We start from the raw sequence: 24,412 nt of genomic DNA on the forward strand, positions 1-24,412 counted from the left end.
TTATAAAGAAATAAAGAGTCAATTTTATAATTATGTAATTAGTAATATTATTCGAATAAAGTTGATTTCCACTCCAGGCGGACGCTTTCCGCGGGCACGGCTTCAATCTCCTCGTCACTGCGTTCCTGCGGGGCTTTCAGCTCGCGCTGTTCCCGCTGGAGTCGCCACCTTGCGTTCCAATCAACAAAATCCACTTTTAATAATATAAAATTTTTCGTTATATAAATCTAAGTATTTGAAGAAACGGATTGATTAAGAGGTGTAACCTTATAAACACTGTAATTTCTTCTGCACTGGACGCTTTTTGGTCCTAGCCGTAGTTGGGCACTACTATCTCAATTGATTGCAGTGTAAGGTGGCGACTCCAGCGGGATGAGTGAGACAGATGAGATATCACAACGACGCGAAGCGACGGTGATGGCTCATCGCTCACCCCGCGGAAAGGGTCCACCTGAAACGGAAATCAATAGAGGTGATATATATTATAGTTGAATCATACTTCTTCTAATTTAGAAACTAATCTAATTTCAAAACTTCCATTGCTAAGTCGGGTCTGTCGGTAATTATTCCTTTAGCGCCATTGCTGATAAGTTTTTTCATCACTTCTGGATCATTAATTGTCCAATAGTGAACAGGGATATTTAATGAATTCAAAAACTTTATAAATCCAGGATTATCAAGTGGAAATACATTTGATTTGACTGGAATCTGAAAAACATCTGCCTTTGGATGATATAGATGTTTTAGTTTGCTTGAGTATGCTGTATAGGCTTTTCTTACTTCTTTTTCACTGGCAGCAATTGCAACCGAGTTTTGTGCATATAGGTTAAATCTATCTAGTTGATCATCATAAAAACTCGCAACCACAACTCGATCGAATGCTTGATGTTCCTCTAAAAGTCTCCAAAGTTTTGAAGGCATTAAACTACCTTCATAGGTATTGGGTGCATCTTTCATATCCATATTGATAAGCATCTGTGGATATGAATTTAATAATTCCCCTAAAGTGATAATCTGTTCTCCACAATTTTTGTAAGAAGGAACTCCTTCAATATCTAAAAAATGATGCCCAAGATCTGCTTCTTTCAGTTGGGCTAACGTATAATCAGATATTCTACCAGTAAAGTTAGTAACTCTGTTTAATTCTTCATCATGAAATACAACTATCTCTTCATCTTTTGTTAGTCTTATATCAATTTCAAAACCATGGACTCCAAGTTTGGCGGCTTGTTCAAATGCAGAAGGAGAGCATTCGGGTGCAAGTGCGGAGCCCCCACGATGAGCCAATATAATAGGTTGTTCATATTCCAATGCTTTTTTGGTGGTACGACTTTCGGGTTTAGAAAGTACTTTAGTACTAGCCCATGCTGCACCTGCAGCAGCAGCAAGTGCGAAAGCTACATTTGATTTTTTACCCATAGTTTCAATTCCTCCTTAAAAGAGTAAAATGTTTTTTAAAAAATATATAGGCATTTTCCTATTATATCTAAAGAACACAAAACTGTCAGTTAGTTGTTGTTGCTATCAAATTCCTCCCTATGTTATTCTTGAGAGGAAGAAATGAGGGGAAAAGTATGACAGAAAGACAAGGACTAATTGTCTATGTACATCATTTAAAACAAGCTAAATCCTTGCGTAAGTTTGGTCACGTTCATTATATTTCTAAAAGACAAAAATATGTCGTATTATATTGCGATCAAGATCAAATTGACGCTGCTAAGCAAAAGATGAACAAACTGCCTTATGTCAAGGAAATTTTAGAGTCATATAGACCGTTTTTAAAAACTGAATTTGAAAATAGTAAACCAGATAAAGCAAAAGAATACGATTACAAAATCGGACTGTAACTAGCCTATTGAAGCGGTGGTATTAAATTGTTTAAACGTAAGATACCGATTATATACTGATAATATAAATTAACATCCACATAGATGGAAGAATGTTTTATATCGACTGTTACAGGTTGGATAGCTATTTCGTTTAAAGCTTCCTTAAATATACTGAGTCGTTTAGATTCTTTTTGGGTTTCAACAATACCCTCTCGACATATATATATGGGAAAGAAATTTGCAGTATTTACTGGTTTTAGAGCAATTGCTATGGAAAAATATTTTATATCGTCTTTAGTTGAAGAAAATATAAATGCTTGGTGTATACGCTCTTTGTTTACTTTTGCGAGTTCACATAGCTCGTAAATATCGCCATAACCTTCGCCTAGTTCTATAAAACGTTGGATCAATTGAAAACACTTCCTTTCTCATATATCTTACCACTTTGTTGGAGGACAATTCTATGAAATTTGTTTTAAGTTTTTTATGCCTATTCCTAATTGTAACTAATAGTGTTTTGCTCTTATTTCAATATGATGCGTACTCTTCAGGATTAGAAGAGAATGGACAAGTATTCTTCTATGAACAGGATGTAGAGATGAAAGTAAAAAAGGATAATATTGTTATTAAACAACATTTTATCAATCTTCCTGAGGAAGAAGTTATTGTAACATGGCCGATTAATAGCGAAAATAGAAGCTGTGATTTAGATACGAGTGATAGCTGCAACCGCTTAACTGAAGACATGACGACGTTTAAAGCAAAAGAAAACTCTAAACAGAGCATTTCCTATGAAATTCCTTTAGTAGACGGTTTAAAGGATGGCCAATTAATCCAAGACTTCCTAGTAAAAATAGAAACTGGGGCTGTTTCGCTAACTTCACTTCAAATTACAGATGAACTAAAAAGAGGCGGTATGTGGGTATCAGGATTGCCTTTAATCGGTAAAACTTCCCTTGAGCTAATCGATTATTCACTTTCTATTGGCGCTGGGGATGTAGAAGAATTATATTGGCAGCAGAATGTCTTGCCTATCCAATATGAAGATGATTATTTTACAGTATACGCTTCGACTACTTTGCCGGATGAAATCACTAACTTACTTGGGGAGTTAGATTATATGAATAGCGAACATTTAGCTGTAATTTTTGAGAAAAACAAAAGTAATATTGATGCTTCTCGAATTGCATTTGTTCAACAGGAGGATATTGCTTCTATTCAAAATGAACTTATCGTTAAGAATATACAAGCACAATATGAATTACCTCGAGAGGATCAATTGATAGCTGAAGTCCTAAGTAGCTTTTTGTTAGACTTGCCTGTTGGCTCTCCAAAATCCAGTTGGATGTACGAAACGATAACAAATTATTTAACTTCCGAACAACGAAAGAAGTTTCAAACTGCTTTACTTAACAACAAACAACAACTTACTGCAGCAAAGTTTGATGAGATTTTGACAGATATTATCAATCTAAAAACTTCCTTCTTTGTTTTGAATGAGCAGGCAGGGGCTGAAAATTTTCCATTATTATTTGAAGATTATAGACCCTTATATATCAATGAGTTACAACAGGAAAAGATGAAAGTTCTTTTTAAGGATGGCAAAATTCTTTATGAAGCAGAACCGCTGCTTTCTAATTTGGGATATACACTTAACCACACAGACAAGGGTTTATATGTGCAAAATGCAACAAGAGCATTTCGTTTTCCGATTCAAGAACCTTTCTATGTATTAAATGAAAAAAGATATGATGCTTTATCAGAACCATTTGAAGATATAGGTTCGCAGTTGTATATTGAAGAAGCGTGGATGATACGTTTGTTTTTAGTGAATATTGAGAAACAAGAAAAACGTATAAATATTACACAATCCGCACTATTTTAGCATTGGAGTGTAGTTATGAGAGTAATATCAGGTTCGAGGAAAGGACTGCCATTAAAAGCAGTCCCTGGAATGAATACAAGACCTACCACCGATAAGGTAAAAGAGTCTATTTTTAATATGATTGGTCCATATTTTGATGGCGGTATTGCCGTTGACCTGTTTGCAGGCAGTGGTAACTTGGGTATCGAATCTTTAAGTAGAGGTATTGATACATGTATTTTTATCGAAAAAGATCCAAAAGCTATCCAAACTATAAAAGATAATTTGACGAAGTGTCGTTTGGAGGATTCTGGTGAAATATTCAAAGCTGATGCTACGAGAGCGGTAAAGGCTATTGAGAAAAGAGAACTCAAAATTGACTTATTATTTGTGGATCCTCCATATGACAAGTTAGTGTATTATGACTTAGTTCAATTATTAGTAGATAAAGGATGTATGAGTAAATCTGCTATTATTGTTTGTGAACATGAGAAAAATGTCACACTTGAAAAATCATATGGTGACTTTGAGCTAGTGAAAAAAGAGATATATGGAGGTACGGTCATCTCTATTTATCGTTGCCTTAAAGAAGAGGAGAATTAAATTGGGAAAAATAGCAGTAGTGCCAGGAACTTTTGATCCAATTACGAATGGTCATTTAGATATTATAAATCGAGGAGCATCTATTTTTGGAGAGGTTTTTATCGTTGTTTTGAATAACTCATCCAAAAACCCACTTTTCTCTGTGGAGGAAAGAATGCAATTGATCATAGATGCTACTTCTCATTTGCCAAACGTCAAGGTTCAAACATTTTCAGGGTTATTGATAGATTATGCTGAAAGTGTAAATGCAAGTGTTATTATTCGTGGTTTACGGGCTGTTTCTGATTTTGAGTATGAAATGCAAATCACTTCTATGAATCGAGTACTAAATAATAAAATAGAAACGTTCTTTATCATGACCAAAAATCAATATTCCTTCCTAAGCTCAAGTATCGTAAAAGAAGTAGCTAGGTATGGGGGCAAAATAGATGAACTTGTGCCATCTCATGTAGAGAAAGCATTAATAGAAAAATATAATACATATTAATGAATAGAGAACCTTGCGATTATGCAGGGTTCTTTTTTAAATATAGATAAAAATGCCTTATGCACAATATTCATGACGCTTTAAAGGATGAATAATACTGTTGTACTGTTATCAGGCAAACGCAGTTCAAGCTATCCTATTAAACTCTCTAAGGGTTAAGATAATAGAGGATAAGGGCAGTTAAAGTGAATGTATGGATATTACCGTCTGCCTAAACAGAGATATGATTTTGTAGTCTTAAAAGAGACATTATATCAGATTATGTATCTTTTATTATTTTTACTATCTCAAAGTGTTATAAAAAGAAAAACAGTACTGGAATTATTAGCATATGAAGAAAGCGGAAAAGAATGTATTTACGAATACTGATATTTGCTTTTTGAGCAAGAACGATTATTTGCATATGAATACTTATACCACTAAAAGCAATAATAAAAGCAACTACTAAAGGTAATAGTGCGGAGCCTGACAACATTTCACCAGCTAAGCTAATCCCACCAGTCATTTCAAAGAGAGATGCGACGAAAACAAGTAAGGTAGGGGAAATATTCGGTAAAATTTCTTTGACAGATTCAAATACGATAAAACTAACTGTAGTAAAAAATATAACCGTTGTACCGATTAGCAATAGTATTTGATATGTCTCTTTAATACTTTCCTGAAATGGAGAATCAGAAGGCCTTTGAATATGTGTACTTGGTTGAATGGGTGGAGATAATACAATAAATACTAGCAAAAAAACTAAATTCACAGCATGTATAATGATTAAAAGTTTAATGCCAGCAATTTCTGCATGGAAAATTTCAATTCCTACAAAGCCTATAACAAACATTGGACTAGGTGCATGGCATATCGCAAGCAACCAACTTGCATTGTTTTTATTTAGAGTACCTATATCTTTTAACGATGTTATAACTGCAGCTCCACTTGGAAATCCACCTATTGCACTTAGCAAATAAATATTTAAATACATTTTATATTTGTTCGTAGTATTTAAAAACGAGTTTTTAGAACGAATAAATAGCTGTGTTATTACTAAGTAGGGGAGTAAATAGGGTAGTAAAGCGGTAGTGAAAATCCTCATTCCTTCTAGTGCACCTTTGTGGGCAACGCCAGGCTGTAAAAATAAAAGTATAATAAGTGCCCAACTACCGATTGTTATTAGTCTATGCATGTAAAATTCATCCTTTGTTCACATAAATTTTGTCAGAAAAAAATGGAAGTGATAAACTAATATTCAAATGTGTTGTAGAAAGAGAGGGATAATTAAATGAAGAAGAGAAATCCGATAATCCTTCTTTTCATAGTAGTAATAGTGTTAGCGTTAGGTTTTTATCCAATGGACTCTTATATTTCTAAACCAGGTGGTGCATACGAACTTGAACCATTTGTAGAAGTAGATGGTGGGGATCAGGATGACGAGGGTACATTGAGTCTCCTAACAATCGCACTAGCAAAAGCTACCCCGCTTACTTATGCTTTTGCCAAAATAACGGACAACCAAAAAATATACAAAGCAAATGAAATTCGCCAAGAAGACGAAGATGAAACAGAATATAATGTTCGTCAATTAAAGCTTATGTCTAATTCTCAATTTAATGCTATTTCAGTTGCATTTAACCGAGCAAATAAGCCCTACACTATATCAAATAATGGGATATTTATTTTTAACGTGGTGGATGATAGTGCAGCTGATGGAATATTAGAAGCTGGCGATAAAATTTTACAAATGGATGATATCGGAGAATTAACCGAAGAGTCTATAAGAACATACTTAACTGGCAAAGGAGAAGGCGATGTCATTCGTCTAAAGGTTGAGCGTGATGGAAAACAGTTGGATAAAGAAGTATCCCTTAAAACAATACCTGGAGTGCTTGAAACGCCAAGTATCGGTATTAGTTATACGGCAGACAAAAAAGTGGAAACAACTCCTGTCGTACATATTAACTCCGAAGATATTGGAGGACCATCTGCTGGACTAATGTTCACCTTGGAAATCTTAAATCAATTATTACCTGAAGATATTACGAAGGGCTATAAAATAGCAGGCACTGGTGAAATGGGTCCTGATGGGACAGTAGGTAGAATTGGTGGGATAGATTTAAAAGTTATAGCTGCGGACAATAAAGACATGGAAATAATGTTCGCGCCTGATGATGATATTGATCCAACTATTTTAGCAAATAATCCTGATTTGACATCTAATTATGAAGAAGCACTAAAATCTGCAAGAAAAATAGGTACGAAAATGAAAATCGTACCTGTGAAAACGATTGATGATGCTCTTGCTTATTTAGATCAGTTAAAGCCCAAATAAGCTATTCGATAATGGGAGCAATACGAAAATCACTTCCAACCATAGATTCTCCATACGAAGACTGTAAACCTAAGTAGTAGAGGTCGGCAGCTTTAATATCTAATTGCAACTGTGTATCTTTTTTACTTGCGGCTACTCTACTTACAAGTGGAAGCTGCAAGTCTTTTTTTATGCTCTGCAAATATGCCTGTCCATTCTTGTTCATTGCTAAGGGTCTTATATACGTGGGGAAATCGATTTCTCGCAATTGGTTCCAAGTAAAATCTGTATAAATATGTGTTAGCATCCGCTGAATACGTGTCCATGTAAAACGCTTAGATTTTATCTGTTGCATAAAAGATTGAAAGTTCGTATGTGTTTTTGCCGCTTTCCAAATAGCATTTTCCATCCCTTCGGTAATTTCTGCTATTTGACCAAGCTCTTCTCTAGAGGAGCGAATTATTAGTAATCGTAATGCTGGATAGAACTGTTCCCAACTACCAAAAGATTTGTTATTGCTTTCCCATTCTGTTAATCCTAAAAGGCTTGTACTAGGCATGAAAGCATTTACCTCCGAAAGCTTCTGACCTTCAAAAAGCAATTTGCGAATACCCGTGGCACTGGCAATAGTTTCTGTTTTCAGAGCATCATCATGATAATTTGCCACGACACGTTGAATTGTCTCTGGCTTAATATCACTATTTAAATGGTTTGCAGCCTGTATGTAATGGTATCCTAATATATTATTGGGTTTAGATAAATCTACTAATCGAACCGTCGTAGCTTCAGAAATTTCATTATAGGCTTCATTTAACGCTTTAGGATAACTAATACCTTTTTTCATATAACTTGCAATGGCCGTATTATATTCGTCTTTTTTGGTTAATAATAGATTATAGGTTTCTTGAAATGCTTCTAATGATCCCTCTTCACTGCCGAAACAAAAGGAATGACATTTTAAAGCATCTAACAAGAAAATAGCACCTTTAGCAAAATCACTTGCCTGGGCAGTTGCAAATGCATAGGGAAGTTCAATTACTAAGTCAACACCCGCTGCAACGGCCATTTTTGATCGAGTCCATTTGTCAACAAGTGCTGGTTCGCCGCGCTGTAGAAAGTTCCCAGACATCACAGCAATGATAATATCGCTATTTGTTTTGATGCGGGTTTGTTGCAAATGGTGTAAATGACCGTTATGAAATGGATTATATTCTACAACAATTCCAGTTGCTTTCATATTCAAATCAAATCCTTTCTTTTATGCAAGTATAATGTTAAAATATTGTAGTGACAAGAAATTATCTTGACATCTAAATTCAGTCATTATATAATCAACTTTGTTGTCTTGAGGTGATAATCGTATGAAATGGACAATTCATCAGCTATCTAAATATCGTGAGAACGGACTAACTTTAGATGAATTCGTGGAACTCGAAAACGTGAAGAAGCGGAACCAAGACGTTCGAAGGATTTCAGCCGTTCACGTAAAAGGGCACTGCACATTTGGTGCAGCGCAAATGACTTGTCACTTTCAGCTTTCTGGAACTCTTATTTTACCGTGTGCACGCACATGGGAGGATGTAGAATTTCCATTTGAGATTGAATCTGATGAAATCTTCAACTGGTCTGAGTCAGCATTAACTTCTGCTAGCGACTATGATAATTTTCATGTAGTAGAAGGGGATGTTATTAACGTTGACCCAGTTCTAGAAGAATTAATTCTTCTGGAAATTCCAATGCAAGTGTATAAAGAAGGTGCAGACCACTTTAGACATGAGGGTGGAAATGGTTGGAGCTATGCAACAGATGAAGAACTTAAAGAAATGCAGGAAGATGAACAACCAAAAGTAGATCCAAGACTTGCTGATTTAGCAAAGTATTTTGATCAGACAGACGAATAATAGATCTGTAAGGAGGTGCCACCTATGGCAGTACCAGCTAGAAGAACTTCTAAAACTGTAAAAAGAAAACGCCGTACACATTTTAAATTATCCGTACCTGGTATGGTTGCTTGTTCAAACTGTGGTGAAATGAAATTGGCTCACCGTATTTGTAAATCTTGCGGTCAATACAAAGGGAAAGAAGTATTGAGCAAATAATTCAGTATTTGTTCCTTAAAAGACTACCAAAGAGATCATGGCTCTTGGGTAGTCTTTTTTTCTATATATATTTTAAAAAGGGGTGTCAGAATATGGATTATACTATAGTAAAAAAAGATGAAATTATCATTTTTGAAATAAATAGACCTGCCATTCATAATGCGATAAATATGGAAGTCTTAGCAGGTTTTAAAGAATTAGTACATACAGTGAAAAATGATAGTTCCATCAAACTAGCAGTAATTACTGGAGCAGGTGATAAGTCTTTTTGTTCTGGTGGTGATTTATCTGTTCTTCACAAGTTAAAAACAGAGCAAGAATCATTTGAAATGTTAAGTGAGGCGGCAACTATTTTGTATGACGTCGCTACAATGACTATTCCAACATTAGCATTAGTTAACGGAACTGCAGTTGGTGGAGGCTGTGAGATTGCAACCTTATGTGATTATCGTTTAGTAAAGAAAGACGCAAGATGTGGATTCATACAAGGTCAGTTGGCCATTACTTCTGGATGGGGTGGTGGAACCTATTTATGGGAAAAAGGAATGCGTCAGGATCACACTCTCCAAATGCTTACTGAAGCGGTACCTTACTCATCTGACAAACTTCAAACTATTGGGTGGGCAACGGAAATTTTTGAAGGACATAAATATACAGCACTTGAAGCTTTTGTGCAAAGAATGATTGTGCCTCATGAGACTGTATTAAGAGCATACAAAATGCAATTAATACGTAAGTGGGAGCAGTCAAAATTATACGAAAGAATTATGGAAGAGGTAAGAACTTGTTCTGTTCTTTGGGAGCAGGAAGTACATCACGATGCGGTCAATTCATTTTTATCTAAAAAGAAATAATATGAGAGTCTATTTGCACCCACTTTGCATATATTAATAAAAAAGCAAAGGGTGATCCAGATGAATGTGAAATTGAGAAAAGATAGTTGGACTGAGGAAGAAGATAATCTTCTAAAAGAAATAATTTTGAACAAAATTAATCAAGGTCACACGCAAATTTCTGGTTTTCAAGAAGCAAGTGTATTACTTGGTAGATCTAAGCAAGCTTGTGCATTCCGGTGGAACAAAAATCTACGCCCTCAAATTATGAAAAAAGAACATAAACCAACTTCTTATTCTACTAAAGAGGCAGCAGATTCCTCCTCCCTTCAAAACCATTTGCAACTGGCGATGGAAAGTTACGATGAGATGAAGCATTCTTATAATGAAATTTCAAGTGCATACAATTTGTTGAAAAATGATTATGAACAGCTTTTAAACTGGGTTAAACAAGGTATTACGCATATTGAACGCAAGTAAAAGAAGCCTTTTTATAGGGCTTCTTTTGTTGTTCCTGGGGAGACAAAGCAGAATTTAGTTGAAATCGCTTTCAACAATCGTATAGACTAATATAGATGGGGGAAATGTTCAAACGAAGGGGGAAGTAAGATGAAGAAAGTATTAATCGCCAATAGGGGAGAAATCGCAAGACGTATTATTAAAACATGTAAGCGATTAAATATTGAAACAGTAGCAATCTATTCAGAAGCTGATAAAGATTTACCTTATGTGAAAGAAGCGGACTATGCTTTTGAGATTGGCCCGAGTCAAGTTCAGCAATCCTATTTAAAAGTAGATGATATTATCGCTCTTGCAAAAAGAGAAAAAGTGGATGCGATTCATCCGGGATATGGTTTTTTATCAGAGAATGCTGATTTTGCTCGTAAAGCAGAGGCTGAAGGTATAGTTTTTATCGGTCCTAGTCCTGATACAATGGAAAAAATGGGAGATAAAATCGAGTCAAGAATTACAATGATCAATGCAAACGTGCCAGTTGTCCCAGGAACAGAAGCGGGACTTGCTTCTGTAGAAGATGCAATAACGGCAGCTTCTTCGATTGGATATCCAATCATGCTTAAGGCAAGTGCAGGGGGTGGCGGCATAGGGATGATTCGTTGTGACGATGAAGAGACCCTCCTTAAACATTTTGAATCGATTAAAACACGAGCAAAATCGTATTTTGGTAGTGATGTAGTTTTTCTTGAAAAGTTCATTGATTCCTCTAGACATATTGAAGTGCAGATTTTTGGGGATACACATGGTAATATCGTTCATTTATTTGAACGAAATTGTTCGGTTCAGCGTCGTAACCAAAAAGTTCTAGAAGAGGCACCTTCTCCGAACTTCCCACAAGAAGCAAGAGAGAAATTATGGGAAGCTGCTGTGAATGCAGCGAAAGCTGTAAATTATATAAATGCTGGAACGGTAGAATTTATAGTAGATCATAATCATCAGTTTTACTTTTTAGAGATGAATACTCGACTACAAGTAGAGCATCCCATTACCGAAGCTATCACTGGGTTCGATTTAGTGGAATGGCAGTTAAGAGTTGCTGCCGGGGAAGAACTACCTGTGAGAGACCAAGCTTCGATAAAGTCTAATGGACATGCGATAGAGTTTAGAATATATGCAGAGGATCCAAAAACATTTTTCCCATCACCTGGAACTATTACAGTTCAAAATTGGGAAACAGATGAGGATGTCCGGATTGATGCTGGTTATGCGGAAGGTGACAAAGTTACACCATTCTATGATCCGATGATTTCTAAGGTTATTATCCATGCAGAAAATAGAAAATTAGCAATAGAGTCTGCACAAAAAGTATTCTCTTCTGCTAAAATAGAAGGTGTGAAAACAAATATTCCACTATTCCAACAGTTCTTGGATGATGAGAGTTTCATCAGTGGGGAGTATTCAACATCCGTTTTAGGGGAATGGATGAACAAACAAAGGGAGGAAGTTTCAAAATGAAAAATTTAGAATCGACTATGGCAGGTACAGTATTTACCGTAAATGTAGCAATTGGAGAAGAAGTGGCAGCTGGACAAGTAGTAATGGTGTTGGAATCCATGAAAATGGAGATTCCAATTGAAGCAGAAACAGCGGGTAAAATTGCCACAATCAATGCAAATGAAGGCGACTTCGTCAATGAAGGCGATGTATTAGTAACGTTTGAATAAAGGGGGTTTTACAACGTGGGAGAAACAAAAGCGTATAATGATAGATTAGAAGAAAAACTGGCATCTGTTTATTCAGGGGGACAAGCAAAATACCATGAAAAGATGAAAGAGCAAAACAAATTATTTGTACGAGATCGTTTAGCGTTACTTTTTGATAATGGGGAATACATCGAAGATGGTCGCTTTGCGAATGTGGAAGCAGGAGATTTGCCAGCAGATGGTGTTGTGACTGCTACCGGTAAAGTAAATGGGCAAACTGTTTGTGTCATGGCAAATGATTCGACTGTGAAAGCTGGGTCGTGGGGATCACGTACTGTAGAAAAAATAATTCGTATCCAAGAAATAGCAGAAAAAAATAGAGTACCAATGTTGTATCTAGTAGACTCAGCGGGTGCGCGTATTACCGATCAGCTAGATATGTTTCCAAATAGACGAGGAGCAGGAAGGATATTCCATAACCAAGTAAGGCTATCAGGGTTCATTCCACAAATTTGCCTATTATTTGGTCCTTCCGCTGCTGGGGGAGCTTACATCCCTGCTTTTTGTGATATTGTCTTTATGGTTGAAGGCAATGCTTCGATGTATTTAGGCTCACCTCGTATGGCAGAAAAAGTAATCGGTGAAAAAGTGACGCTAGAAGAGATGGGTGGAGCCCGTATGCACTGCACAGTCAGTGGAGTAGGGGACGTTCTTGTTTCAACAGAAGAAGAAGCAATTGCCGAGGCTAAACGCTATTTGGACTTCTTCCCGGCGAATTATACGGAGAAACCAAAACAAGTGGAACCTAAAACCATTAAAGAAGGAAGAACACTAGAAGCAATCATTCCTGAAAATCAAAACGCGCCATTTGATATGTACGAAGCAATTGAAGCCATTATCGATGAAGGTACGTTCTTTGATGTGAAGAAGTTGTTTGCTCCTGAGTTAATTACAGGCTTAGCGCGAATTGATGGCAGAGCAGTAGGAATTATTGCCAATCAACCAAAAGCTAAAGGTGGAGTGCTATTCGTAGATTCAGCGGATAAGGCTACAAAATTCATCTCACTGTGTGATGCGTTTTCAATTCCGCTACTATTCTTAGCGGATGTTCCTGGGTTTATGATAGGAACGAAAGTAGAACGTGCTGGAATTATAAGACATGGGGCGAAGCTTATTGCAGCGATGAGTTCTGCAACAGTTCCCAAAATATCTGTTATAGTACGTAAAGCATACGGAGCAGGTTTATATGCAATGGCTGGTCCTGCATTTGAGCCAGATGTGTGCATTGCCTTGCCTACAGCTCAAATAGCTGTAATGGGCCCAGAAGCGGCAGTAAATGCTGTGTACTCAAACAAAATTGAGGCAATCGAAGATCCAAAAGAACGTCTGAAATTTGTTCAACAAAAACATGCGGAATATAAAGAGGAAATTGATATTTATAAACTTGCTTCTGAAATGATTATCGATGAAATTGTAGCACCAAGCGATTTACGCGCAGAACTAGCAAATCGACTACGTTTTTATGAAGATAAACAAATAGTAAATGCACCTCGAAAACATCCGGTGCTTCCTGTATAATAATGATAAAGCTAAGGTCTACCCCAGAGGTAGACCTTTTTTAAGAGAAAGTATATATAAATTTACCATAACACTGGGTTTATAGAACTTTTAAGAACGGAGCGGAAAGAAACAGCATACCTACGTCTCTGATCTTAGAAGACCAAGAGTCTTTTTTCGGTTTTGCTAGAGTGAAAAAGTACCTGCTTTATTAAAGAACTTGGGGGTGACTTATGAAAATCGGTATTGTTGGTGCAGGAGCGATAGGCCTCCTATTTGGTGCATATTTGTCGGAATCAGATCATGACATTACTTTTTTAGTCAGAAAAACTAGTAAAGTCCATCATTTATACATAGAAAAGAAAACGGAAAATCCGAAACAAATTACTTGTGATATAGTTTCGGACATAACTGATTTAAAACAAATGGATCTTATTATTATTGCAGTGAAGTATCATCATCTTACACATTTAGAAGATCAGCTAAATTCTTTACCAAAGCATATCCCTCTTCTGTTTTTGCAAAATGGTTTATCACACATATCTTTTCTACGGAAGTTACCACAAGAAACTGTCCTTATTGGTTCTGTATTACATGGTGCTACGAAAATAAATAATTCCACGGTTCAACACTTAGGAATAGGTCCAACTTATATCGGGTTTTATAAAGGGCAATGGGCTTCCATTAATAGTTTAATGGGGGGGAATAACGAGGAATTCCCTTTAATCTTTACCGGTGATATCGAACAAATGCTTATGAAAAAAGCTATGTTAAATTGCTTGATTAATCCTTTGACTACTATTGCTCAAGTGACTAATGGAGAGCTAGTTGAAAATGACTCCTATAAAGCTATATTGAGAGGCATGTACGACGAAATGATGTTTGCTTTTGATGACTGGCGAGAAAGGCTTACATGGGAGGAGGTTGTCTCCCTGTGTGAAAATACCAGGGAAAATCGTTCCTCTATGCTCAAGGACTTTGAGAATGGGCGAATGATGGAGTTAGATACCATTGTTGGAGCTATAATAGAAAAAGCCGCTCAAAGAAATAAAACTTTGCCTATTTTACAAGCATTCTATTTATTATTAAGTGAAATAAACAAAGAAGGTGATTACCGTCGTTAATGTTCTTTCGATTTTTGTAATATACCCAGTAGTCGTGTTTTTGCTTACATTTATCATTTGTAAATTTGTTTTACATAAAAGAAAAAAATCAATTGGCATTGCGTCCGATGTTTCGACTTTCTTTTTATACTTTTCTACTGCTAATTTGTTCTCATTCCTTTTCTCGAAAGGGATTGGTTGGTATCTTATTATTTTTTCCATTATATTAGCGACGATTATGACATGTTTAGACTGGCGTTCTAAAAAAGAAATTGAAATAATTCCATTGTTGAGGAAAATTTGGAGAATCCTATTTTTACTATTATGTTGTTTTTATGCATTTTTATGGTTATTCGGAGTTATCCAATATGTTTTAACCTATATAAGCTAATAATTTTTACACATATATAGTAAGTGTTATACTCTTAAAGTATTTAAAATGATAGCTTTGGTGAATTTTCGCCAAAATGAACTTGAAAATAATAGAGGTGGAAAAATAGTGCGATTAGAGCAGTACACACAACCATTCGCTTCCTCATTTTATAAGAAATATTTGGAGGATGTAGCTAATTTATCTTCTTTCTTTCATTATGAATGGAACCAAAAGGCACTTAACAAAAGGGTTAAAGAAGCTAATTTTACTAAACATAAAAGAACTGAGCTTGCTGATGTAATTACTTCTTATATGAGTGAATATGGTATTTCCAAAAAAAGTAGTCAGCATATAAATGAACTTAAAGACAATGGGGTTGTAGTTATAGGCGGGCAGCAAGCAGGGATTCTTTCTGGACCGTTATATTCAATTCATAAAGCAATTTCGGTTATTATATTGGCAAAACAACAAAGAGAAACTCTAGGAGTACCTGTTATACCTGTTTTTTGGATTGCTGGAGAAGATCATGATATCGATGAGATAAATCATGTATACATAGATAGAAGCCGAACACTTCAAAAGCTAGTTTATCCAGAAAAGTCTCGAACGAAAAAAATTGCATCTGAAGCTACTTTTGACCACCAGTTAATAAAAGAGTATTTGGATGAAATTTTCAAAAGTTTACCCGAAACCTTATATACGAAAGATCTTAAATCTAATGTTTTAGAGCTTTTAGATAATAATTTAACGTATACAAGCTTTTTTACAGCCTTAATGAACGAACTATTTCAAGAGGAAGGTTTACTTTTAATAGACGCTGCGTATGAGCCATTAAGAAAATTGGAAAGTGATTATTTTCAACTTCAAATATTACATTCTTCAGAACTAGCTAAAGTAGTATTTGAGCATGAAGAAAAAATAGCACTTGAAGGATTTGGTACACCGATACAAGCAAAAGAGTCAGCGGCTCATTTGTTTTATGTTGAAGCAGGAGAACGTTTCTTATTAGAACGAGTGAACAATCAATTTGTTCATGAGGCAAAGGGAATCTCATTTACATTGGACGAGATGATGGAAATTGCAAGAGAACATCCGGAGAAGTTAAGTAATAATGTGGTAACTAGACCAATCATGCAGGAAATGGTCTTTCCAGTACTAAGCTTTATTGCTGGACCAGGCGAGATTGCATACTGGGGCGCATTAAAAACAGCATTTGAGTTGTTTGACATGAAAATGCCAGTTCTAATGCCCCGTATTAGTATTTCGATAGTCAATGCAAATACGCAATCCTTATTAGAAAAGTTATCCTTTACGATTGAAGATGTGTGGGATGGATCTTTACAAGATGCTAAGTTGCACTATATAAATAGCAATCGTAACGAGGAAGTTCCTCACTTGATAGAGGAAATAAAAGCAGATCTTATAGAAAAGTACGGGAAGTTGGAGCAACTTTTGATGAAAGACGGTTTGAAGTTATCTCCATTAGTACAAAAGAATTTAAAAAATCATGAAAAACAATTGAATTTTATTAATAACGCAATTGAAGATACATTCCTTAGTAAGTTAGATGCGACTACTAATCGTTATGATCGTATTAGTATGAACTTAATGCCTAACGATGGTCTTCAAGAACGAACATATACACCGATTCAATTGATGAATGAGTATGGTCCATCTCTGATTAAACAGCTATTAGAAGTACCATATGAATTTAATGGTAAACATCACGTGATTTATTTATAATTTGTATCCCCACTTTCATTAGTGGGGATTTTTTTCTTGTTTTACAGTTTTCCAACTAGAGAGCCCAAGATTCCAACTAAACGTGCCAAAATCCCAACTAAGGGTACCAATATTCCAACTAACGACTAAATAGAGCTTCCTTCGCTTGGATTCTTGTCACTTGCCCCCACTTTTAAGATAATTCCTTCCTAATTTCACTGGAAATCGCAATAAACACAGGAACTTTTCCAAACTTTTCATGTATCAAAGTTATAGGATTTCTTTGTAGAATTTACTAGAAAACGTGTCTCAACAAGTACTAATTACACATTTTAAAGAAATATCGTCCTGTTTTTAAAAAAACGGTGGAGGAAAGTGGGGCGTTGTGGTATGTTAATGACATAAAGTGGGGTGAGTAGCATGTTCATGGGCGAATATCAACATAACGTTGATGCAAAGGGACGGTTAATAATACCATCCAAATTTCGAGAACACTTAGATGACAGTTTTGTCCTTACACGTGGTCTTGATAATTGCTTATTTGGTTATCCTATGAATGAATGGCGAAAACTCGAAGACAAACTTAAAGAACTTCCTGTAACGAAGAAAGATGCTCGAGCATTTACTCGTTTTTTCTTTTCCGGTGCAACCGAAGTAGAAATAGACAAGCAAGGGCGTATCAACATTCCGAGTAATCTCAGAAGTTATGCGAAGATGGATAAGGAATGTATCGTACTTGGAGTGTCAAATCGGCTTGAAATTTGGGCTAAAGATGCTTGGGAAAATTATTTTGTGGAGTCTGAGGATTCTTTCAATGATATTGCAGAAAATATGATTGGCTTTGATATATAACTCATCTAACTGGGTTTGTCCCGGTGGATTGCATTAAAGTCTAGACAAATGTCTTGGATTTCAGAGTTAAAGTTTAACTAGGAATAAATACGCCAAGATGTATTTTATTAAGAGGAGGAGAAACGCTTGTTTCATCATACGACCGTATTACTAAAAGAAACAGTAGATGGACTAGCTATTCGTCCTGATGGGATCTATGTGGATTGCACGCTAGGCGGAGCTGGCCACAGTGAATACTTAGTACAACAATTAAATGAAAAAGGTAGACTAATTTGCTTTGATCAAGATATGACTGCCATTGAAAATGCAAAGCTAAAACTTGCACCTTATTTAGACAAAGTTACCTTTGTCCATGCAAATTTTCGTTATCTAAAAGATGAACTTAACCAAATTGGTATTGAAAAGGTTGATGGGATTTTATATGACTTAGGTGTATCCTCTCCCCAATTAGACACACCGGAGCGAGGGTTTAGTTATAACTACGATGCCCCGTTAGATATGCGAATGGATCAAACAAGTGAGTTAACTGCTTACCATGTAGTCAATGATTGGCCATATGAAAAATTACTTAAGATATTTTTCCGTTACGGAGAAGAAAAGTTTTCTAAACAAATTGCGCGCAAAATTGAGAAGGCAAGAGAAGTTGAACCAATTGCTACCACTTTCCAACTTGTTGAGCTTATAAAAGAAGGTATTCCAGCTGCTGCTAGAAGAACGGGTGGACATCCTGCTAAACGAATTTTCCAGGCGATCCGAATTGCTGTAAATGATGAATTAGGTGCAGCAGAAGACTCACTAGAAGATGCAATTAAGCTTATAAAAGTAGGAGGAAGAGTAAGTGTTATTACCTTCCATTCCTTAGAAGATAGATTAACTAAAACAATTTTCAAAGAAGCATCTTCTTTACCAGAGTTACCACCAAATTTACCAATGATTCCAGCTGGTATGGAGCCAATGTTAAGAGTGGTTACAAGGAAACCGATAGTCCCTTCGGAAGAAGAGTTGGCAGTAAATAATCGCTCTCGTTCGGCTAAGTTACGTATTGTGGAAAAATTAATCGAAAAGGGAAGTGTCTAAATGGCTTTACGTAAACAGCAATCACAAACATACATACCACGCCCTTCTTACACTGAACAACCACAGGTACAGAAGCAGGCGAAAAAAAATAATAATCTTATTTCTAAAGGAGAAAAAATACTATTAGTCGGGTTGTTAGCAATAGTTACTGCTTTATCTGTCATGATTATTCAAACGGAAAGCGCTGTGCGAGCAACTACTACAGATATTGCACTAATGGAAAAGGAAATTGACTCTACTATAAAAAATAATACTGACTTATCAGTACAAGTAAATGAATTATCTACCTATGACCGTATTTGGAAAAAGGCGGAAGAGCTCGGTTTGAAACTGAATGAGCAAAACGTTAAGGTAGTGCCAGGACAATGAATAAGAAATTTCGTTTTCAATGGGGAGCCTTTCTAATGTTTTTATTATATGGAGGGCTCTTTTTCTTATTACTTAGTCGTTTTGTATTTATACAATATACGGGTACTGCTGAAGGTCAAGTATTATCAACGAAGGCAGAGCACAAGTATAGTAGAGAACAGGTTCTTCAAGCTAGTAGAGGGAAAATAGTTGATCGTAACGGCGAGATAATAGCACAGGATACACTTAGCTATAAAATGATCGCTGTCATTAGCCCGAACGCTTCTAACAATAGTGGTATACAAAGGCATGTTAGTGATCCAGCTAACACGGCCAAAGTTTTAGCAAAATATATTGATATGACAGAACAAGAGATTGCTAGTTTACTAGAGAAAAGTATAAAATCCGAGAAATACCAAGTTGAATTTGGTAAAGCTGGCAGGGATATTAGCAACAAAGTTATGGAAGAGATAAAAAGCAACAAACTACCTGGAATAATTTTTATCGAAGATTTAAAAAGATTATATCCTAATGGTCAGTTTGCTTCGCATTTGATAGGTTTTGCTTTAAAGGAAGAGAAAGAAGATGGAACAGCTGAACCTGTTGGCAAAATGGGTCTTGAATATATTTACGATGAAGAGTTAACCGGCACTCCTGGGAAAGTGGAATTTAAAAGTGATACTAAAGGCTTCTTACTACCGAATGCTGAGAAGATGGTGACAGAAGCTAAAAATGGCTTAGACATCTACCTCACTTTAGATAAAACCATACAAAACTTTTTAGAAGAAGCGATGAATACGGCACAAGAAAAATATAATCCAGAACGGATTACGGCTGTTGTAGCAGATCCAAAAACTGGGGAAATATTAGCTATGTCCCAGCGCCCTTCCTTTGAACCGAATACAAGAGAAGGATTATCTACTAACTGGCTAAATGAAGTAACTGAGCAAACGATTGAGCCAGGATCTACCTTTAAGATATTCACATTAGCCGCCGCTATCGAAGAAGGGGTCTGGGCACCTAATGCTACATATAAATCGGGTTCCTATAAGATCTTTGATAGAACTATAAGGGATCATAATGTAGTAGGGTGGGGGAATATAACGTATTTAGAAGGTTTCCAACGTTCATCCAATGTTTCAATGGCGTACTTGCTTAACCAAATAGGAGAGGAAACGTTCAATGAATATATTAAACTCTTTGGATTTGGAGAGAAGACGGGTATAGACCTTCCCAGCGAAGCAACTGGAATTATAGCAAATGCTGGTCCAGTTGAACGTATAACTACAACATATGGTCAGGGAACAACCGTAACACCTATACAAATGGTGCAAGGAATGACTGCTATAGCAAATGAAGGGAAGATGATGCAACCCTTTATAATTGATAAAATTGTCAATCCTAATACTAATGATGTAGTGGAGAATCATAAAGAGGTTGAAAAGAAATCTCCTATTTCTGCAGAAACGGCGCAGCAGGTAAAAGAAATATTGGCAAGTACGGTAACGTCAGAAAAAGGTACTGCCCAGAAATTTAAGTTGAATGGATATACTTCAGCAGGTAAAACTGGTACTGCTCAAATATCAAAACCTGGAGGGGGCTACTACTGGGGAAGAAATGATTTCCTCTATTCTTTCTTAGGAATGGCTCCAGTAGAGGATCCGCAGTTAATTGTTTATGTGATGGTTCATCGACCAAAATTGGAAATGACGGAAACTGGTTCTGATACAACATCCGAAATTTTCAACGCAGTGACAGAAAGAAGCTTGAAATATTTAAATATTGAGCCGGAAAACTTGGAACTTGCAAAATCAATTGAAATGCCGAATGTAGTTGGGGAAGATTTAATGGCAAGTCAAAGTAAATTGGAAGCACAAGGATTAAAGACAGTAGTTATCGGTCAGTCGGATAAGGTAGAAGAACAATATCCAGCGGCAAAAACAAGTGCTATTTCAAATAGTATAGTCTTTCTAAAGGGACAGGGTGATATTCAATTACCTGACTTTAAAGGTTGGTCGAAAAGAAATATTATGATATATAAATCGTTATCTAAGTTACCAATAGAAATTGTTGGAGAAGGTTTTGTAAATGAACAGAGCTTGACTGGAGGATCGATCGTAACTGCAGATACTCCAATCGTCGTGAAACTTGCAACTCCAGCAGAAGTGACAAATAATAAGGAAAATTTAGACGAATCACAAACTGATTTACCTCAGGACTAAATAGGGATAGAATAGTTAGTGTCATTTTCTCATAGGTTATCTAAAACGGACTAAAGGGGATTTGGCAATTTCAAAGTTAAAACAAATTGTACGTCTGCGCCTGATTTGGATTATGATTATTTTTTTGTTCGTCCTAGTTCTTCTCAAATTAGTTCAGCTTCAATTTTTCCAATTTGATGAGCTTACGACAAAGGCAAAAGAAAGCTGGGATAGAGAACTACCTTATGCTTCTCTCCGTGGGAATATTTTAGACCGTAATGGAGAAGTTATCGTAGGAAACAAGCTTGCACCGACATTATTTTATATGCCTTCTCAAAATGAGAATCCAGAGCAAGTAGCTGAAGAAATTGGTTCCTTAATAGGGATGGACAAAAGTGAGCTTTTAGAGCAAATAAACAAAAGAGCATACTTGGTGAAAATTGCACCTAAAGGAAAAAATATCTCGAGTGAACTTGCTATGGAAATACAAGATAAGAATATTAAAGGTTTATATGCAGGAGTCGATTATTTAAGAGACTATCCATATGGCAATATGTTATCTAGATTAATAGGTTTTACTGGTTATGATGCACAAGGGCTTGCGGGAATCGAGTACCAATATGATTCTATTTTAAAAGGCAAATCCTCTGCTGTACGAATGTTTACCGATGCAAAAGGAGTACCACTTCCACATGTGGACGATGGATGGAAAAATGGTGTAAAAGGCAATCATGTACAGTTGACAGTGGATTTAGATATTCAGCAAGTAGTGGAACGTGAATTATCGCAAGCTATGCAGAAATATGAAGCGACACAAGCGATTGCGATTGTTATGAACCCCAAAAATGGTGAAATATTAGCACTTGCTTCTGCTCCTAATTTCGATCCGTCGGACTATCAAGAGGTGGATTCGACCGTTTACAATCGTAACTTACCAGTCTGGATGACTTTTGAACCTGGTTCAACTTTTAAGATTATTACATTGAGTGCGGCATTAGAAGAGAATGTAGTAGACTTACAGAATGATCACTTTCATGATAAAGGATATACCATGGTAGAAGGCTCTAGGCTTCGTTGCTGGAAAAGATCAGGACATGGAAATCAAACATTTTTAGAAGTTGTTGAAAATTCTTGCAACCCTGGTTTTATTGAGTTAGGAAATAGAGTAGGCGCAGAGAAGTTACAAGAATACATACGTAACTTTGGGTTCGGTAAATCTACAGGTTCAGGGATGGCAGGGGAATCCTCGGGTATTCTATTTAGTAAAGAGAACTTTGGACCAGTTGAACACGCCACAACCTCTTTTGGTCAAGGTATTTCAGTCACCCCTATTCAACAAGTGCAAGCTGTAGCTGCGGCAGTAAATGGTGGGTATCTATATAAGCCATTTATTGTAAAAAATACAATAGATGGTGAAACAAACGAAATCTTATCAAGTAGTGAACCAGAGATGAAGCGTCAAGTTATTAGTGAGGAAACTTCAGCCATTGTGCGAGATGCTCTGGAACATGTAGTTGCGGAGGGGTCGGGTAGAAATGCTTATCGTGATCAACTTCGAATTGGTGGCAAGACAGGTACAGCGCAAAAAGTTCAAAATGGCCGGTATATGGATGGAGAGTACATTGTATCCTTTATAGGTTTTGCACCAGCAGATAATCCAGAACTTATCGTATATGTTGCCATCGACAACCCTAAACACAGCACTCAATTCGGGGGAGTAATAGCAGCCCCTATTGTTGGTCAAATTTTGGAAGATTCACTGAAGACAAAAGGAAGCGGCACCCAGATAGAAAAAGAGTATAGATGGGGAGATGTAGAGCAAGTACGTACACCGAACCTGGTAGGAACAAAAAGGAAGGAAATAACGTCCTATATGTATCCTTTCAATATTGTTTGGCATGGTGATGGAGACGAAATAATTTCTCAGCTGCCAAAAGAAAATGGGCTCATCCCATTAGATGGAACAATTCATGTATACACAAATAAATAAAATAGTACATTCATTAATAGTTGATCGTATTTAAGGAGATTTTTTTATGACATTGTCTACAACGGTTATTACACTTATTGTTAGTTTTATACTTACAGTTATTCTTGCTCCAATTGTTATTCCTTATTTAAGAAGGATGAAATTTGGTCAAAGCATAAGAGAAGAAGGGCCTCAGTCGCATCAAGTAAAGGCAGGTACACCTACAATGGGAGGGCTGATTTTCTTAACCTCCATCATTATTTCAACACTTGCTCTATCCCTTTATTTTGATAAATTAACGACTCAGTCCATTGTTTTGTTAGTTATCCTAGTAGGTTTTGGTGTTATTGGATTTTTGGATGATTTTATAAAAGTCGTTTTAAAAAGAAATTTAGGCTTAACATCTATCCAGAAACTAATTGGTCAAATTATTATTGCGATCATTGCCTACTTCTTATTAAAACAAGGACCCTTTGATACAAATATAGTTATACCATTTACAGAAATGGAACTTCAATTAGGTCAATTGTATATTGCATTTCTTATCTTTTGGCTAGTTGGTTTTTCAAATGCCGTTAATTTGACAGATGGCTTAGATGGATTAGTTGCAGGAACAGCAACAGTTGCCTTTGCAGCATTTGGTGTTCTAGCACTTGCTTATGAACAGAGTGATATAGCTATATTTACATTCTGTGTATCAGGAGCACTTTTAGGGTTTTTATTGTTTAACAAATATCCAGCAAAAGTGTTTATGGGAGATACGGGTTCTCTTGCATTAGGTGGTGCGCTGGCCATGGTATCTATTCTAGTGAAACATGAATTATTATTGCTAATTGTTGGGATTATCTTTGTAATTGAAACGTTATCGGTGATATTACAAGTGATTAGCTTTAAAACAACTGGCAAGCGTATATTCAAAATGAGTCCGATTCACCATCACTTTGAATTGTCGGGTTGGAATGAACGTAAAATAGTTACTGTGTTCTGGGCAATAGGTTTCATAGCTGCAATGATTGTAGTCTGCTTGGAGGTTTTGTGAG

General features: G+C 36.2%; 25 protein-coding genes. 21 read left to right on the plus strand and 4 right to left on the minus strand.

Annotated features, from left to right (window positions below):
• Positions 1-516 precede the first annotated feature (516 nt).
• Positions 517-1,419 carry a glycerophosphodiester phosphodiesterase gene (locus tag MKX39_RS05435; RefSeq protein WP_093535362.1) on the minus strand — a complete coding sequence of 301 codons (903 nt, stop codon included), beginning with the start codon at positions 1,417-1,419 and terminating at the stop codon, positions 517-519.
• A 155-nt stretch (positions 1,420-1,574) separates the two neighbouring features.
• On the opposite strand from MKX39_RS05435, the gene MKX39_RS05440 reads away from it, so the two are divergent.
• Positions 1,575-1,847: a YlbG family protein gene (locus tag MKX39_RS05440; RefSeq protein ID WP_090562904.1), complete on the plus strand. Its 273-nt coding sequence runs from the start codon at positions 1,575-1,577 to the stop codon at positions 1,845-1,847.
• Positions 1,848-1,852: 5 nt separating this feature from the next.
• Here the strand turns inward: MKX39_RS05440 and MKX39_RS05445 are convergent, their stop codons facing one another.
• Positions 1,853-2,239 carry a DUF7147 family protein gene (locus MKX39_RS05445; protein ID WP_093535360.1) on the minus strand — a complete coding sequence of 129 codons (387 nt, stop codon included), beginning with the start codon at positions 2,237-2,239 and terminating at the stop codon, positions 1,853-1,855.
• Positions 2,240-2,292: 53 nt separating this feature from the next.
• Here MKX39_RS05445 and MKX39_RS05450 point away from each other — a divergent pair, with 53 nt between their 5' ends.
• The 3 genes from MKX39_RS05450 to coaD are packed head-to-tail and all read left to right on the plus strand — an operon-like array spanning position 2,293 to position 4,783.
• The gene (locus MKX39_RS05450) at positions 2,293-3,714 is read left to right on the plus strand and encodes a hypothetical protein (protein WP_340768676.1); all 1,422 of its coding nucleotides are present in this window, start codon (positions 2,293-2,295) and stop codon (positions 3,712-3,714) included.
• Positions 3,715-3,729: 15 nt separating this feature from the next.
• A complete protein-coding gene (rsmD, locus tag MKX39_RS05455; protein WP_340768677.1) occupies positions 3,730-4,296 on the plus strand; it encodes a 16S rRNA (guanine(966)-N(2))-methyltransferase RsmD in 567 nt (188 codons plus the stop codon).
• A gap of 1 nt (position 4,297) precedes the next feature.
• Complete coding sequence (coaD, locus tag MKX39_RS05460; RefSeq protein WP_093535354.1) at positions 4,298-4,783, plus strand: pantetheine-phosphate adenylyltransferase; 486 nt, start codon at positions 4,298-4,300, stop codon at positions 4,781-4,783.
• A gap of 295 nt (positions 4,784-5,078) precedes the next feature.
• Here coaD and MKX39_RS05465 read toward each other — a convergent pair whose 3' ends face one another.
• Positions 5,079-5,957, minus strand: coding sequence for a hypothetical protein (locus MKX39_RS05465; protein WP_340768678.1), 879 nt, complete (start codon positions 5,955-5,957; stop codon positions 5,079-5,081).
• Positions 5,958-6,053: 96 nt separating this feature from the next.
• On the opposite strand from MKX39_RS05465, the gene MKX39_RS05470 reads away from it, so the two are divergent.
• Positions 6,054-7,100 carry a SepM family pheromone-processing serine protease gene (locus MKX39_RS05470; RefSeq protein WP_093535350.1) on the plus strand — a complete coding sequence of 349 codons (1,047 nt, stop codon included), beginning with the start codon at positions 6,054-6,056 and terminating at the stop codon, positions 7,098-7,100.
• Between the two features lies 1 nt (position 7,101).
• Here MKX39_RS05470 and MKX39_RS05475 read toward each other — a convergent pair whose 3' ends face one another.
• Positions 7,102-8,316: a nucleotidyltransferase gene (locus MKX39_RS05475; RefSeq protein WP_340768679.1), complete on the minus strand. Its 1,215-nt coding sequence runs from the start codon at positions 8,314-8,316 to the stop codon at positions 7,102-7,104.
• Positions 8,317-8,440: 124 nt separating this feature from the next.
• Between MKX39_RS05475 and MKX39_RS05480 the strand changes: the two genes are divergently transcribed.
• The 16 genes from MKX39_RS05480 (at position 8,441) to mraY (ending at position 24,411) form a co-directional block, all read left to right on the plus strand.
• Entirely contained in the window at positions 8,441-8,980 is a 540-nt protein-coding gene (locus tag MKX39_RS05480; RefSeq protein ID WP_093535346.1) for a YceD family protein, read from the plus strand.
• A gap of 24 nt (positions 8,981-9,004) precedes the next feature.
• Entirely contained in the window at positions 9,005-9,178 is a 174-nt protein-coding gene (gene rpmF, locus MKX39_RS05485) for a 50S ribosomal protein L32 (RefSeq protein ID WP_090562877.1), read from the plus strand.
• Between the two features lie 92 nt (positions 9,179-9,270).
• On the plus strand, positions 9,271-10,032 hold the full coding sequence (locus tag MKX39_RS05490) for an enoyl-CoA hydratase/isomerase family protein (protein WP_340768680.1): 762 nt from the start codon (positions 9,271-9,273) through the stop codon (positions 10,030-10,032).
• A 60-nt stretch (positions 10,033-10,092) separates the two neighbouring features.
• A complete protein-coding gene (locus MKX39_RS05495; RefSeq protein ID WP_093535342.1) occupies positions 10,093-10,491 on the plus strand; it encodes a hypothetical protein in 399 nt (132 codons plus the stop codon).
• A gap of 129 nt (positions 10,492-10,620) precedes the next feature.
• Entirely contained in the window at positions 10,621-11,982 is a 1,362-nt protein-coding gene (locus MKX39_RS05500) for an acetyl-CoA carboxylase biotin carboxylase subunit (RefSeq protein WP_340768681.1), read from the plus strand.
• The gene (locus MKX39_RS05505; protein ID WP_340761865.1) at positions 11,979-12,191 is read left to right on the plus strand and encodes an acetyl-CoA carboxylase biotin carboxyl carrier protein subunit; all 213 of its coding nucleotides are present in this window, start codon (positions 11,979-11,981) and stop codon (positions 12,189-12,191) included. Before MKX39_RS05500 ends, MKX39_RS05505 begins: the two co-directional genes overlap by 4 nt.
• A 15-nt stretch (positions 12,192-12,206) precedes the next feature.
• A complete protein-coding gene (locus MKX39_RS05510) occupies positions 12,207-13,748 on the plus strand; it encodes an acyl-CoA carboxylase subunit beta (RefSeq protein ID WP_340768682.1) in 1,542 nt (513 codons plus the stop codon).
• A 212-nt stretch (positions 13,749-13,960) separates the two neighbouring features.
• Entirely contained in the window at positions 13,961-14,851 is an 891-nt protein-coding gene (locus MKX39_RS05515) for a 2-dehydropantoate 2-reductase (protein WP_340768683.1), read from the plus strand.
• Positions 14,835-15,221 (plus strand): DUF3397 domain-containing protein, encoded by a 387-nt coding sequence (locus MKX39_RS22315; protein ID WP_445678017.1) that lies wholly within the window; start codon positions 14,835-14,837, stop codon positions 15,219-15,221. Before MKX39_RS05515 ends, MKX39_RS22315 begins: the two co-directional genes overlap by 17 nt.
• Positions 15,222-15,329: 108 nt before the next feature.
• Entirely contained in the window at positions 15,330-16,946 is a 1,617-nt protein-coding gene (gene bshC / locus MKX39_RS05520; protein ID WP_340768684.1) for a bacillithiol biosynthesis cysteine-adding enzyme BshC, read from the plus strand.
• 399 nt (positions 16,947-17,345) lie between these two features.
• Positions 17,346-17,777: a division/cell wall cluster transcriptional repressor MraZ gene (gene mraZ / locus MKX39_RS05525; RefSeq protein WP_093535328.1), complete on the plus strand. Its 432-nt coding sequence runs from the start codon at positions 17,346-17,348 to the stop codon at positions 17,775-17,777.
• A 126-nt stretch (positions 17,778-17,903) separates the two neighbouring features.
• Positions 17,904-18,854: a 16S rRNA (cytosine(1402)-N(4))-methyltransferase RsmH gene (gene rsmH / locus MKX39_RS05530; RefSeq protein ID WP_093535326.1), complete on the plus strand. Its 951-nt coding sequence runs from the start codon at positions 17,904-17,906 to the stop codon at positions 18,852-18,854.
• Positions 18,855-19,223 (plus strand): cell division protein FtsL, encoded by a 369-nt coding sequence (ftsL, locus tag MKX39_RS05535; RefSeq protein WP_340768685.1) that lies wholly within the window; start codon positions 18,855-18,857, stop codon positions 19,221-19,223.
• 35 nt (positions 19,224-19,258) lie between these two features.
• A complete protein-coding gene (locus tag MKX39_RS05540; RefSeq protein ID WP_340761870.1) occupies positions 19,259-21,424 on the plus strand; it encodes a penicillin-binding transpeptidase domain-containing protein in 2,166 nt (721 codons plus the stop codon).
• Positions 21,425-21,536: 112 nt separating this feature from the next.
• On the plus strand, positions 21,537-23,393 hold the full coding sequence (locus tag MKX39_RS05545) for a penicillin-binding transpeptidase domain-containing protein (protein WP_340761871.1): 1,857 nt from the start codon (positions 21,537-21,539) through the stop codon (positions 23,391-23,393).
• A 46-nt stretch (positions 23,394-23,439) separates the two neighbouring features.
• Positions 23,440-24,411 carry a phospho-N-acetylmuramoyl-pentapeptide-transferase gene (gene mraY / locus MKX39_RS05550; RefSeq protein WP_093535322.1) on the plus strand — a complete coding sequence of 324 codons (972 nt, stop codon included), beginning with the start codon at positions 23,440-23,442 and terminating at the stop codon, positions 24,409-24,411.
• Position 24,412: the final 1 nt, after the last annotated feature.

It is taken from the genome of Psychrobacillus sp. FSL K6-1464 (assembly GCF_038003145.1).
In the GTDB taxonomy this organism is placed as follows: Bacteria; Bacillota; Bacilli; order Bacillales_A; family Planococcaceae; genus Psychrobacillus; species Psychrobacillus psychrotolerans.

What these genes read in the sequence shown, in the direction of transcription:
- MKX39_RS05435 (WP_093535362.1), bottom strand. Translation starts at nt 1,419, where the DNA reads ATGGGTAAAAAATCAAATGTAGCTTTCGCACTTGCTGCTGCTGCAGGT.
- MKX39_RS05440 (WP_090562904.1), top strand. Translation starts at nt 1,575, where the DNA reads ATGACAGAAAGACAAGGACTAATTGTCTATGTACATCATTTAAAACAA.
- MKX39_RS05450 (WP_340768676.1), top strand. Translation starts at nt 2,293, where the DNA reads ATGAAATTTGTTTTAAGTTTTTTATGCCTATTCCTAATTGTAACTAAT.
- rsmD (WP_340768677.1), top strand. Translation starts at nt 3,730, where the DNA reads ATGAGAGTAATATCAGGTTCGAGGAAAGGACTGCCATTAAAAGCAGTC.
- MKX39_RS05465 (WP_340768678.1), bottom strand. Translation starts at nt 5,957, where the DNA reads ATGCATAGACTAATAACAATCGGTAGTTGGGCACTTATTATACTTTTA.
- MKX39_RS05470 (WP_093535350.1), top strand. Translation starts at nt 6,054, where the DNA reads ATGAAGAAGAGAAATCCGATAATCCTTCTTTTCATAGTAGTAATAGTG.
- MKX39_RS05475 (WP_340768679.1), bottom strand. Translation starts at nt 8,316, where the DNA reads ATGAAAGCAACTGGAATTGTTGTAGAATATAATCCATTTCATAACGGT.
- MKX39_RS05480 (WP_093535346.1), top strand. Translation starts at nt 8,441, where the DNA reads ATGAAATGGACAATTCATCAGCTATCTAAATATCGTGAGAACGGACTA.
- rpmF (WP_090562877.1), top strand. Translation starts at nt 9,005, where the DNA reads ATGGCAGTACCAGCTAGAAGAACTTCTAAAACTGTAAAAAGAAAACGC.
- MKX39_RS05490 (WP_340768680.1), top strand. Translation starts at nt 9,271, where the DNA reads ATGGATTATACTATAGTAAAAAAAGATGAAATTATCATTTTTGAAATA.
- MKX39_RS05495 (WP_093535342.1), top strand. Translation starts at nt 10,093, where the DNA reads ATGAATGTGAAATTGAGAAAAGATAGTTGGACTGAGGAAGAAGATAAT.
- MKX39_RS05500 (WP_340768681.1), top strand. Translation starts at nt 10,621, where the DNA reads ATGAAGAAAGTATTAATCGCCAATAGGGGAGAAATCGCAAGACGTATT.
- MKX39_RS05505 (WP_340761865.1), top strand. Translation starts at nt 11,979, where the DNA reads ATGAAAAATTTAGAATCGACTATGGCAGGTACAGTATTTACCGTAAAT.
- MKX39_RS05515 (WP_340768683.1), top strand. Translation starts at nt 13,961, where the DNA reads ATGAAAATCGGTATTGTTGGTGCAGGAGCGATAGGCCTCCTATTTGGT.
- mraZ (WP_093535328.1), top strand. Translation starts at nt 17,346, where the DNA reads ATGTTCATGGGCGAATATCAACATAACGTTGATGCAAAGGGACGGTTA.
- ftsL (WP_340768685.1), top strand. Translation starts at nt 18,855, where the DNA reads ATGGCTTTACGTAAACAGCAATCACAAACATACATACCACGCCCTTCT.
- MKX39_RS05540 (WP_340761870.1), top strand. Translation starts at nt 19,259, where the DNA reads ATGTTTTTATTATATGGAGGGCTCTTTTTCTTATTACTTAGTCGTTTT.
- MKX39_RS05545 (WP_340761871.1), top strand. Translation starts at nt 21,537, where the DNA reads ATGATTATTTTTTTGTTCGTCCTAGTTCTTCTCAAATTAGTTCAGCTT.
- mraY (WP_093535322.1), top strand. Translation starts at nt 23,440, where the DNA reads ATGACATTGTCTACAACGGTTATTACACTTATTGTTAGTTTTATACTT.